Below are 12,539 nucleotides of genomic sequence, written 5' to 3'. Positions count from 1 at the left end.
GGGTCAGCCTTTGGCGGGCAAAGGCGCGGGGGTGTCGCTCCAGTCTTTGAGCTGGGGTTGGGCGTTGATGCGCCGGAGCCAGTGGAGCAGCTGGGCGCGCATCTCTCGCACTTTCTCGGGATGCTGCAGCGCCACGCTCTTCAATTCCTCTGGATCCCGCTCCAGTTCATACAATTCAACCGAATCCCGGGTGCCATCCGGGTAGGTGACGCGCTCGACGATCAATTTCCACTTGGAATTCCGCGCCGACATGATGGTGGAAGGGTATTTAAAGAACTGGTTATTCTTGGCAGGGGTGAATGCCGAGCCAGCAAACACCGTGGAATTCTCCTGCGGCGAAGTCCTCCCTTCCAGTGCGGCGGCGAATGAGCGTCCAACGAACGTGGCTGGGGATGGGAGCTTCAGCAACTCAAGCAGCGTCGGAGCGATGTCGACCACCTCAACCGGAACATCGACCGATCGAGACGGCAAGGAAGGATGGCGAATCAGAAGGGGGATGTGGAGAACATCGTCGTAGAAGGTTCCACGGAGAGGGCCACCCCGCATAAAGCGGCCATGCTTCCCAAACATATCGCCATGATCAGAGTAGAACACCACGATAGTATTTTTAGCGAGGCCGAGACGCTCAAGATCGTCAAAGAGGCCACCCAGCATGCGATCTACATTGGCGATCTCGCCATCGTACAGGGCGATCATGTGTCGGACGTCCTCAGGGTAAAACATGACCTCATAATCCTCTCCGGCCGCCTTCCCAGGTTTGGATTTGAGAACATAGACGTCCTGATAGAGTCCCGACGGGCTGCGTTTGCGGATCGGCTTCGTAGGTTCGAAAGTCCAATAGCACTGGGTGAAGTCGATATCGCCTCGGTAACTGGAATCGAACTGTTTGTGTTCCGCTGGGCTGGCAAACGGACAATGGGTATCGTAACCCTGGATGAGCAAGCAAAAGGGGGACTGATGATTCGCTTCCAGCCATTTGCGCGCAGGAGGGAGCGTTTGGCCGAAGACCCCGTAGGTTTTCCAGTCCTGTTGTTCATGATCGGTAACCGCATCAAAGACCGTATCAAAACGCGCGGTATGTCCGTATCGAATGCTGTAGTCTCGATCCCCGACGAATGCGGCGGTTGTGTAACCGGCCGCCTTCAAGACATCCACGAAGGTCGGGACGGAAGGCGGTAGCACCGGGTTTTCATCACGATTCATCAGCCCGTGGGTGAAAGGGTACTGGGAAGTGAACAGCGAAACGGCGACGGGTAGAGTCCAACTGGCGTGAGTGAAGGCCTGCCGCATGACGATCCCCTGGCGCGCGAAGGCATCCAAGTGGGGGGATGTGGGGCGTGCGTATCCGTAGACACCCAGGTGATCCGCTCGCGTGTTGGTCGCTGAAATCAAGACGATGTTAAACTTCGGACCGGGTGCCGCTGTCGGAATCGAGTCGGCAGCGCAGAGAGTTAGAACCCCTAGCCACAAGATCGATGGCTGCAGCAGAGCCAAGGCCCTAGGCTGGCTGGGGTAGGAGAGCTGCCCCCGAGGCCGTGCACTGTCTACCCGCGGTGGTGATTCGAGTCGTGTCGACATGGGAGCGATCAATTGGTTTGGCAGTTGGATGAACACCTAAATCTAAGAGCGATCAAGAAAAAGACAAGCCGGGCGGATGTTCTCACGTTGCCTAGCTCACTGAATCAAGCCCTCACGCTGACCGATCGCGCCTCGGCTACCGGCGCCAATGCCTTTCACCCACCGGCGCAGCTCGGCGTCCTTGCGATTCGCAGGGACGTACAGTCGGATCTTAAAAAGCTCCTCGCTGGAATCGCTGTGAACCCACCCCAACAGTGCTTTGTATTTCACTTGTTCTGGAGTGCTCACCCCGAATCCGAATCGATCGTTGGCGAACAAGACGAACCAGGGTTCCCGAGGGCCGGCGGCACGCCGGGGGTGAAAGCCATCGTCGGTGATGACTCGATTGGAAAGGTCGCCCGGATAGGGAGAAAGCGCGTTCGCATACAGAGCCTCCAGACTCATGACGCCATCGCCAATAAGCCGGCTGGCCGAATCCGCATCCAGGCCGGGAATTCGCTCCAACTTGAGGATATCGCCTGCAAGATTGGTGGCAGTGATCAACGAGGTTCCACGGCGTTCGAGCTGTTCACTGAGCTGAAAGCCATCAAGGGCAGAGCCCCGGAGTGAACCCAACCAGGCAGGAGAAGCGGCAGCAGGCGAACCTCCGCTGGTATCGGCGCCACGAGGCTTGAGGTAAGCGCAGCCTTGGGTGAACACCATGAGAACGCCGACTGTGAAAGTCTGCCGGAGAAGGTTCTTGGCTAGGAGATGCCGCATATTTCAAAACACATCAACAATGCCAACGGTGACGGAAGTCCGCGCCGGGTCCAACTCATGATCGACTCCGAGTGAAGTTCTCAAAAATCCCAGACGCCCCGCCCAGCCTCCCAGGATGCCCGCCGTTTCGCGAGCCGAACTCCGGGAATAGGAGACCCCGATAAAAAGGGATCCAATCCAGCCAGGAGCAGTGTGGATCTGCCCAGGAAAGAGCAGCCCTTCGTAGCGTTCGGTAATCAAACCACGGGGTGAACGGATGCGTTCCGCACGAAAGTCAGCAAGGCCGCCCAGCTCCCAAACCTCGAGACGCCTGTTCCATGTAGGGATGAGGAATCCGAGGGGATTTCCATATTCGAGGCCCTGGGGCCCCATCGCCCGGCCCAATCGAGCCGGGTGGCTCAAGAAACCGCCTTCATACCGCAAGGTCACATTGGCGAAGAAGCTGCGCGGTCCGGCCAACCTACCCATCGTGTTGTCAACATACAACAGCTCAGCCGACGGGCGGATGCGCTCGAAGGTGTCAGGCGCCACATAACCGACGGTGGTGCGCCACTGTTCCCCGTCAGAGCCGCCCACGAACATCCAGTTGGAGTCGTAAACGGCAGCATAGCCGCCGGGTGAGCCTTCCCCTTCCACATCCTGCCACTGAGCCTCGCCGATATAGCTCCAGCGCCCCAGCTTGCCGCGATAGGACATCTTGCCGAAAGTGATGTTGTTGCCGGGCTGGACATCGACCAGGCCGCCGCCGAATCCAAGTCCGGCGGGCAGCCGATATTCACCCTGAAACTCCCAGTCGGTGCGTTGAGTCGAGTTCGCCCACAGCCCCCCCATGATGAGATCTCCGTACGTGGGTTGCGTGGCCAGCGGGCGCAGGTATCCTCCTCCATAGTCGGTGCTCGAGCCTTGATCTGGATCTAGTCGGCCATAACCGCCCTTGAAAAGAGGTGTCCAGCCGAAGACATTGTAGCGTTCTTCGTCTTGAACATGCTTATACAGAACGTCCACCTTGCCCGGGTTGACCAACCTATTGCTGGAGGAGAGACCTCTGTTGAGGCCGATCCAAGAATCGGATACGGCGTAGATTGCCTGCGGGCGGACCAGGGAAAGTCCAGCCCCCGCAACGACAAGGAGGAATGAGATCTTTAGGCTTCCATCCGAGCGCGTTAGCGGGAGCATGCGAATTGTAGGGTAAGGCCGCAGCAGGAGGGTGGCGGCCGTTTAGCGTAGGCGGAGTCGGAAATAGCGATTACCATCGCTGGCATTAATGATCTGCGGACTGGTGGCGTTCCGGAGATCGGACCATGGCCCCTCAACTTCCGGCGCCGCCTGAAGAATACCGTTGTCCCAACGCAGCTCCAAACTGTTCAGCAAGTCCCCGGCTATGTTCCATTGAAGAAGCGGGAGACGTTCCCGGTCATTCAGGCGAACGACGAAGTTGCGGGGCAGCTTGCCCGCTCGGGTGAACTCGCCCCCCGCGAGGATCTGCCCGTCGACTTGCTGCCCCACGGCGTGGACAGCCGTCAAGTCAACAGGCGCGCCGTATTCATCCAGGTAGGCGGATCCGTTCTGAATCCCTTCCCCTGGATCGAACTGCCGATCCAATGACCCATTCGCAAGCAACCGAGCGATCCGGTATCGAGGGGTATCGTTCACGGCCGTGAAGGCTCCCCCAATGATGACCTTCTGATCCGATTGAACGAGCAGCGAATAGACGAGGTTATTGGGGCCGGTCGACGGATCGAATGACCGATCCAGGCGGCCATCAGGCAGAAGGCGTGCAAGACGCACACGCGATTGGCCATCGACGATTTGGAACGCGCCGACAATCAGGATGCGACCGTCAGGCTGCACGTGGATACAACGAACCTCCCCATTCAAGGTGGGGTTAAATGACGCATCGAGGTTTCCTTCGGAGTCAAGTCGGACGAGAAAAGGTTTGGGACGCCCATCGAAGCCCGTAAAATTACCACCGATGAGCGATCGATCGTCCGGAAGAACCGCGACGGCGTGGATGGACCCAGAGGGTCCCGGGAGTAAGGGACGGTAAAGCGTGTCGAGAGTGCCATCGACGCTCATCCGCATCAGGCTGAATCGGTTGACGCCGTCAACGAGATAGAAGCTACCAAAGACCAGCAGTTTGCGATCGTTCTGGGGAATGATTCCAAACACCTGAGCCGAGGCATCCTGATTGAAGACCGGAGGGTTGAAGGTTGTGTCACGGAGGCCATTGGCTAGAAAGCGTACCAAAGGAGTGTAACGCACCGAATTGGTGCTGCGCAGATCGCCCCCGGCGATCCATTTGCCATCCGCGGCAGGTAGGAGCACATTGATGTGTCCCTGAGGTCCCTGGCTCGTGTCAAAATCCAGGTCTACTGACCCATCGGGTTGGAGCTTGGCTAAGGCATTCCGTTGAATGCCATCCACTTCACTGAACCGTCCACCGATGAGAGTCCCGCCATTCGGGAGAACCACGATGGATCGAACTTGATCGTTAGGTCCCGCGCCGGTGTAGAAGGAAAGGTCCGTGGCGCCAGCGTTAACCGGGGCCGGGTTGACGATCAACTCGACATCCACGCTGTCGACTTTACCAAGCGGGCTGCTGAGCCCCACCGAGTAAGCACCTTGTTGGTTTTGCTGGATATTGCGGAACGAGAGCACCCAGTTGGTTTCGCCCGCGAGGGGACTCGGCCCCCTACGCCATTCGTACGAGGGAACTGGCCAGGACTCGGCCACCACGCTGAGGGAAACATCCATGCCTACAAAAACAGGATCACTGTAAGGCTGGTAGAGTATGGAGGGCCTCAGGGGAAAGGGGTCGCCGTCATGCAAACGGGCCAGCCGTGGACGAGGAAGGTCATTAACAGTCGAGAACTGTCCGCCAATCCAAACAGAGTCAGCCCCATTGTGAGCGACCACACGGACGCGGTCATTGGGGCCAGCCAAGGGATCGAAGCTCAGATCAAGACTCCCGTTGGGGTTGAATCGAGCGACACGCGTACGCGGAATGCCATCGACAGATGTAAACTGACCAGCGGCGTAAAACCGCCCATCACGAAGCAGGTGGAGGCTATCAACGTTGTTATCCGGTCCGAATCCAACTTGAAACGATGGGTCAAGAGATCCATCCACGTTCAGGCGAGCGAGGCGAGGTTGCGGGCGCCCGTTGAAACGCGTGAAAGCACCAGCGATTAGGATTCGACCGTCGGATTGGAGAGCAACGGCGCTGATGGTGCTGTTGGCCGCGGAACCGACTCTAAAGGAAGGATCGGGACTACCGTCGGGCAGGAGCCTGACGATGTTTAAGTTGTTGGGGATCGCGGTTCTGGAGGCTCTACCTCCGACCGCAACAGCTTTGCCGTCAGCCTGAAGAGCCAAGCCTAGAATCGGCTGCGGAAGCGAGCCTCTCGACTCGGGCAGGTAATTAGCATCGAGGGTGCCGTTGGCAAAGAACCGTCGAATGGAAGTGTATTGAACAAACCCCACGGACGAAGGAGCTTGACCAATCACCGCGAGAAGCTTCCCGTCGGCCTGCTCGGCAATCGCCGAAACCACTCCACCCAAACCGGACGAAGTCAGAGTGAACGTTGGATCCAAAGTTCCATCGGAATTGGCGCGAATCAGTTGAAAGTAGCCCAAATCTCGAATCGGAAAGAGGCCACCGATCAGAACTCTCCCCACCCGATCCCGAACGATGCTGTAAACCTGGGGTGGGGGCTGACCTCCTGGATTGCCGAAGGGAGACAGAAAGGTGGAATCCAGAGCACCACTCTCGGTAAGTCGCGCGATGCCCGGGGTGGAAGTACCGTCAAAGGTCAAGAAATTGCCACCAACATAACATTTTCCAGGACCATCGGGGAGCATGGTAAACACCGGTTGATCAGGTCCGCTCCCTCCGTAGAATCCGACGTCCGGCGAGCCGAAATCCGTCGGAGAAGGATAGACGGTCAACTGGGCCGAGGCGCTTCGCACAGATCCGAGCACATTGACGGCGGACACCCAATAGGAGCCCGCGTCCGAAGCCTTGACGTTGAAGACTTGAAGCTCGCTGGAGTCAGCACCGGCGATGGGTTGATCTCCATGGAACCACTGGAGAGTGGGAAACGGGGCACCCAGAACCCTGACCGAGAGTCGCACATGATCCCCCTCGAAAACCCTGACTCCGGCTGGATCGGCGATTATCACCGGGGCAAACGGTGCGGGGTCCCCACCTACAAGTCTGGCGAATCGTGCCACGCGGGTGGATTTCACATACTGGAAGTCTCCTCCGACCAAGATCCGCCCTTCAGCGTCGAGCGCGATCGTCTCGATCCAGGAGTCAAAAGCAAGATCAGGGTCGAAGAGCGGATCGATCGCGCCCTCCGGCAGAAGGCGAACGAGTCGCAAGCGATTTTGCTGATCAAAACTTGTAAATCCACCGCCGACCAAAAGGCGTCCGTCGGGTTGGATGGCGATGCTCGTAATGGCCTGGTCGGGGCCCTTGCCCGGATCGAAGAAGGGGTCCATCGCTCCGTTAGGAAGCACGCGAACCAGGTGAGAGACAGCCTTATTGCCGTCCCGGCTGACGTATCTCTCGAAGAAACCGCCCACCAGGAGCCGACCATCGGGTTGAAGCGCTAAAGTGTTGACCTGCCCTACCGGGCCAAATCCTGTTTCGAAAACAGGATTGAGACCTCCCGCCCCGTCCAGTGCGATCAGATTGTTGGCGGACACATTCTGATAAGCTGAGAAACTTCCCCCCACATAGATAAGGTCGGGGGTGCGGATGACGATGGATCGCACCGTTCCATTGATCCCTGCCCCTTCGGTGCCGAAGCTGGTATCGAGTTCGCCCGTGGAGGCTAGCCGTGCCAGCTTGCCATAGGATAATCCATCCACGGCGTTGAAATCACCACCGATGAGAATCTGCCCGTCAGGCTGGACTGCAATGGACCAGATAGCACCGTCCATCGCGGGGAGCGTGTCATCGGCTCGGAAAGACTCATCCAGCGAGCCGTCGGCGTTCAGGCGGGCGAGCCGTGGACGCGTCACGCCGTTGTAGGTCATGAACTCGCCCCCGATCAGGATCATTCCATCGTCTTGCAAGGCCAGGCTGTAGATCACCCCGTCGGCGCCGGGACCGGCTTGGAAAGTGAGGTCATAGCTCAGATCGGCATTGAGACGGGCCAGCCGCCACGAATTATTGCCGCCGATCTCGGTGAATTGGCCGACCACCATGATCTTGCCATCCTCCAGCGTCCGGATCACGCGCACCACATCGTTGGGATTCGGCGGGTTGGCCAACGTAGAGGGATCGACCGCGCCTGGGAGCACGGGAAGGACGGGAGGGGCCGATGGAACAGTGGCAGCTCTCGCGGGAGCCAGCGGCACCAGCCAGCCAGTGACGACGAGCACCAGGCAAGCAACTAGAGGAAGCGTCGGTTTCACAAGGTCAGGCAATGTTGAATGTAGGTTCAATACAGACTAAACACCGGACGAACCTGTCCCAGGTGTCGCTCAACTCCGGTTCAGGGATCGCTGGTGCGTCTGATCTGAACGGATCAGTCCCTCGCGATTCACCACACAAGCCCCCCCGAGATGCATCGACTGAAATGAGAATTGGCAAAATGTAGCCTGATCCAGGCGGTAAAGTAAACCTTGAATTCTGGTCTCCTAGAGCCGGGAGGTGATCGTTTTCGGACGAGGCTCGCAACGAAAATGTCACCCATTTCTGGTTTTGTTTTTCTTCTGGTTCCTCATCGCGTCCTTTGCGTCCTTTGCGTTTCAAAACTCGGGCCCAGTCCCATTCCGGCCGGGGAAAACGTTAGAACACCAAGGACGGTCATGAACAGGAGCAGCTGTAGTTCTCGATCAACCCCTGCCTGCGGGATTTGAAGGATCCCTGCCGATTACCATCCCCCCAAAGTTTCTCTACTTCCGGGCTTCCACGGCTCGCTCTCGAAATTGGGCGGCCAGATTCCCTCGAAACCAGAGAAAGAAAACCACATTTTTCGCGACCTGAGCGCCATTCCACACCGCGAGCATCACAAAGGGCATCCATGCCACCGAAACAGAACCATTGCTTACCATACTGAAAGCCCCCATCAAGGTGAACAGCATGGTGAGAAAGCCGATCCCGATCCAAGGAATCACCAGAACGAATACGAAGGTCTTGGCAACCGCCATCGGATGCTTGGTCGTCGTGAGTCCGAACCAAAGGCCACTCACGAAAAGCGCCACCAGATTGGTGAAGAAGACGATCCAGCCGCCCATAGCCTGGAAGGGCACAAGCCATCGGAACAGCGCCATCTCGTCGGCGGACGGTCGCGTCACTGTTACGGTTGGTCCAGCCGCGGAGTTAGAAGTGGACGTCGTGACGACGACCTTAGAGGGGGTTGGAACAACCGCTGGATTGGTCGTTGCGGTGGGGGGTGGAGCGGTCGTGGCAAGTCCCGAAACCATGAACTGCAAATCGATGGTGCTCAAGGCGAGGAGAAGACTCAGCGATGTCCAAGCGAGCAGTGGTGCGCTGAGTCGCCGCAGCCAAACTCGGCAGGGGCCCTGCCACATCTCGCGTACCGTGAGGGGGGTGGTCACCATTAACTCGAGGAGACCGCTTCGCCGGGCCTCCACGAAAACGCGCGTCGCAACGGATGTCACCCACCCATACACGACCCAAGCTAACAATGACTCGCCCCAATCTAACGCCGTTTTTCCCCAAGAAATACCGGTGGCGAGCCACCAGACCAAAAACGCGAGTATGGCCGCTCCATAGAGGCTCAGCGCCAGCCACAACAGCCGCATTTCCCTGCATCCGGGTCTCGTCAGCCATTCCACAGGATCCAATTCTTGGATCGGACTCCGGATGGGAGCCGCTCCGGCAGGCGTGCTGGTGACACGGCTAATCAGAGCCTCGGATTCAGAGGCGCGCCCCCACCGATTTGAAACTCTTCGGCAGGCCCAAACAAAGAACACGATGCTCAGTCCGGAGTGGAACGCCCAGGAGACCCAGAACGGGGTTGTGATCCCGTTGGAGGCCAAATTGAAAAGGAAGGCCGGGCTGGTGAGGCTGGCGATCGGGGCGGAGGACGCACCCCACAACCACTGAGTGACGGCATCGAAGCCAAGTCCTCCCAAATTGAGTGTGACCACCAGCGCCAGGGTTCCCCCCATGGCTGCCTGAGATTGACGAACGAATGTCGACACCAGAAGGCCACACGCCAAGGAGAGCAACAGAGTGGTCAGAAGCACGACGCAAGTTAGGACGAACTGCGAAACGCCAACTCCCCCGAGAATCATGGGAACCGCGAGTATCGGGAGCACCGCGATCAATCCATAAGTGCCTTGCAACGAGGTCGCCAAGAGCTTGCCCGCAACGACGTCCAAGCCCTTCAAGTCGGTCAGGAACAGAAGGCCCAGCGTGCCCTCCCGTTTCTCCTCGCTGATGCAATCGGCCGTCAGGAACACGCCGGCAGAAAGGCAGGTACCAAACGTCAACCAGCCAAGCACTTGAAAGAGAGAACTTCCCACCGGACCGAGCGCTGCCAACATGGGCCCAGCCTCATTCAACAGAACCCATGCCCCTCCGACCACCACAGCTGCCAAGGCGCTTACCCAGCGCGCGATGAAGCTGCTCCGACGTCGGGCCGCGACGCGCAATTCTCGCTCCAGGATCGGTAAGGCAGTCACTGCCCCCAGTAGAAGCCTTGATGTCAAAGCAGGCAATGCCGAAACCAAGAGAACCAACGTTACTCCATAGCCAAAAGGCCGTCACGGGACAGGTTCAAGGCACCTTCGGCAGTGAGGCATGCCGATGTTCGAAGGTGGAACGAATCTGATCCACCGACCCAATGGTGAGGTACAACTCATAATCCACCACCAGGCCTTTGGTGAGTCTAAACTTTCTCAGGGGAGCGAAGTAAGAACACCTCGAACCATTGGGGCCGTCCTGCTTCCCACCTCCGTAACGATAGTAGGTCATGCCCGAGGAACCGGGAGTATAAACTCCCAGCCCCCACTGCGAGCCCTTCTCCACCCACGCAGCCCATTCCTCATCCCGACGCAAGTATTCATTGCGTGGAGGATCCGACGCCACCACGGCGAGGCGCTTCATGGAGCCACGCTGCCAGGGCTGGCTCCCTTGGTAAGTTACCAATTCGTCCAAGGCGAAGTCCGCAAACACCGCGGGCATTTCTTGGTCGCGCACCTCGGCATGATCCTCCCCTGAGTAGCTCATGCGAAATCGAATGCGCGCTACCTCGCCCTCCAATCGAATCCACTGCTCCATCAGAACCTCCGGCAACGGCTTACCCGTACCCCAATGTCGCGGCCTCACTCGCGCGTAGAGTTCGTCCTTCGCCTGGGTCGAGGTTAAAGTCTCCGCAGGCCACTCCTGTCGGTAACCGCCTCCCTGCACCGGATTGTAGCGCCAAGGCTGACGGCCCCAGGTCGATCCGTCGGCATCGCCGTAGTAGGACTGTTGAACAAACCGACCCGTATCGAAGTGGTTCAGCACATTCCGGCCCGTATCCCGTCGCGCAAAATAGCCGATGCCCGATCCGCGGCTCGTATCGACACCGATCACCACCAGCTCGTTGGTAAGAAATGACCAAGTTCCGGCCACCTCGCTTTTCCGCAGTTCCGGGCGCATGGGCTTCTCCCGAGTCCATTGGCGCATGAGTTCCACATTGCGTTGGAACGTGGCATTCGTTGCTCCACGTCCTCCCTCTGGACGTTGGTCGTAAATCGCATCGAGGTAAACTGCCTCCGACTCCACCTCCCGACCCCGATCGTCGGTGCGGAGCATCCATTCCTCCAGAGCGCGTCGATGCTGTCGCAACCCCGGCTGATGTCGAGGATCCTCGGCCAAATTGCGAAGTTCGTCGGGGTCTGTCTGGAGATCATACAACTCTTCCTCGAGACGCGTTTCGGCCATGATCAAGGACTGCTGGGCATTGAGTCGGTTCTCGGCGTGAAGACGGCGCATCGCCTGGACAATTGCTTTCTCGTCCTTGTAGCGGTTGGGCTGGAGATAAGGCCGTGAGGGATAGAAATTACGGATGTATTTGTAGTGAACGCTCCGAACGGATCGGATGCGGTCCACGGTCTCATCAGCCCGGTCACGGGCCGCAAAGACAAATGGCCTGGCCTCGGGGTTGGACGCGAAAAGATTGTGGGCCTGCATGCCAGCCGGTCGAGGAACGCCCGCCAACGCCAGGGTGGTGGCAGCGATGTCAATGTGCTCGACCAGCTCTCCGCGAACCGAACCGGCCAAGACACCAGGTCCACGCACCAGTAAGGGCACTCGAATCCCCGCATCATAAAGGAACTGCTTCGCGCGCACATGGCTAATTCCATGGTCGGTCCAGAAGAACACCACGGTGCGCTCCAGCTCCCCGACCTTCCGCAGCCGCTCCATAATCTGCCCCACCTCCCAGTCCGTGCACCGTACGGTATCCAAATACTGCGCCCAATCCTCGCGCACGATGGGGTCATCGGGCAGCCAGGGGGGCAGTCGAACGTCTTCAGCGCGGGTGACCGATCCTAGCGTCGCTTTCACTTTCGCCGGCCATTCCGGTCGGGGAACCTGCCCCCGATACTTGCCTCCCGCCAGCTGAATCTGAACGAAAAACGGCGTGGCGGGCTTCCGGTCGGTCCAGTGGTTGGTGTCATAGGTCGCACCACGATCCCAAACGAAATTATAGTCGGTCTTGGCAATCCCCACGCTGCCACCTGGCTTCATAAAATCTTGGAAGGACAGATTAGAGGCGTGATACCCCGCCTCCCGCAGGAGTTGGGGAACTGGTTTCAATCCGGGAGGCAAGTGGATAGGAAAACGCTCCGAGCCACTACGATGATTCTGGCATCCGATCGTGGTCTGATAGCATCCGGTCATCAACGCCGACCGGCTGATCGAGCAAATAGGAGCCGTCACGAACGCATGCTGAAAACGGGTCCCTTCCGTCGCCATCTGATCAAGATGAGGTGTACGAATGCTGGTCTCTCCGTAGCATGACAAATGCGGGGACATGTCATCGACCAGGATCCACACAATGTTGGCTCGTGTGGCAGCCGGTTGAGGCGGCACAGCCGCCCAGCCCAGTCGTATGGACATCAGCGCCGCGAACACAGCAGCCATCAGGCTTTTCATGGGCGAGAATTAAGAAACGTTGGAAGTTTAGGCGAGAGCAAAAAGCCAAGCCTGCCGGAAATCACACCAAAGCCCG

The 12,539-nt window shown here is 58.5% G+C and carries 6 protein-coding genes; all 6 read right to left on the bottom strand.

Annotated elements, in window-relative coordinates; genetic code table 11:
• Nucleotides 1-3: 3 nt before the first annotated feature.
• Complete coding sequence (locus JNN07_06025) at nt 4-1,578, bottom strand: sulfatase (GenBank protein MBL9167279.1); 1,575 nt, start codon at nt 1,576-1,578, stop codon at nt 4-6.
• A 96-nt stretch (nt 1,579-1,674) separates the two neighbouring features.
• Nucleotides 1,675-2,337, bottom strand: coding sequence for a hypothetical protein (locus JNN07_06020; GenBank protein MBL9167278.1), 663 nt, complete (start codon nt 2,335-2,337; stop codon nt 1,675-1,677).
• 3 nt (nt 2,338-2,340) lie between these two features.
• Nucleotides 2,341-3,513 carry a hypothetical protein gene (locus tag JNN07_06015; protein MBL9167277.1) on the bottom strand — a complete coding sequence of 391 codons (1,173 nt, stop codon included), beginning with the start codon at nt 3,511-3,513 and terminating at the stop codon, nt 2,341-2,343.
• Nucleotides 3,514-3,555: 42 nt separating this feature from the next.
• On the bottom strand, nt 3,556-7,761 hold the full coding sequence (locus JNN07_06010) for an immunoglobulin domain-containing protein (protein MBL9167276.1): 4,206 nt from the start codon (nt 7,759-7,761) through the stop codon (nt 3,556-3,558).
• 483 nt (nt 7,762-8,244) lie between these two features.
• Nucleotides 8,245-10,002 carry an ABC transporter permease subunit gene (locus tag JNN07_06005; protein ID MBL9167275.1) on the bottom strand — a complete coding sequence of 586 codons (1,758 nt, stop codon included), beginning with the start codon at nt 10,000-10,002 and terminating at the stop codon, nt 8,245-8,247.
• Between the two features lie 94 nt (nt 10,003-10,096).
• Nucleotides 10,097-12,463, bottom strand: a complete 2,367-nt coding sequence (locus JNN07_06000; GenBank protein ID MBL9167274.1) for a sulfatase-like hydrolase/transferase — start codon at nt 12,461-12,463, stop codon at nt 10,097-10,099.
• Nucleotides 12,464-12,539 lie beyond the last annotated feature (76 nt).

It is taken from the genome of Verrucomicrobiales bacterium, from assembly GCA_016793885.1.
Taxonomy (GTDB): Bacteria; Verrucomicrobiota; Verrucomicrobiia; order Limisphaerales; family UBA11320; genus UBA11320.
Note: the sequence above shows the minus strand (reverse complement) of the source record. Positions and strands in the feature narration are given on the sequence as shown.

Excerpts from the sequence above, each read along its gene's own strand:
- JNN07_06025 (MBL9167279.1), bottom strand. The coding sequence starts at position 1,578 with ATGTCGACACGACTCGAATCACCACCGCGGGTAGACAGTGCACGGCCT.
- JNN07_06020 (MBL9167278.1), bottom strand. The coding sequence starts at position 2,337 with ATGCGGCATCTCCTAGCCAAGAACCTTCTCCGGCAGACTTTCACAGTC.
- JNN07_06015 (MBL9167277.1), bottom strand. The coding sequence starts at position 3,513 with ATGCTCCCGCTAACGCGCTCGGATGGAAGCCTAAAGATCTCATTCCTC.
- JNN07_06000 (MBL9167274.1), bottom strand. The coding sequence starts at position 12,463 with ATGAAAAGCCTGATGGCTGCTGTGTTCGCGGCGCTGATGTCCATACGA.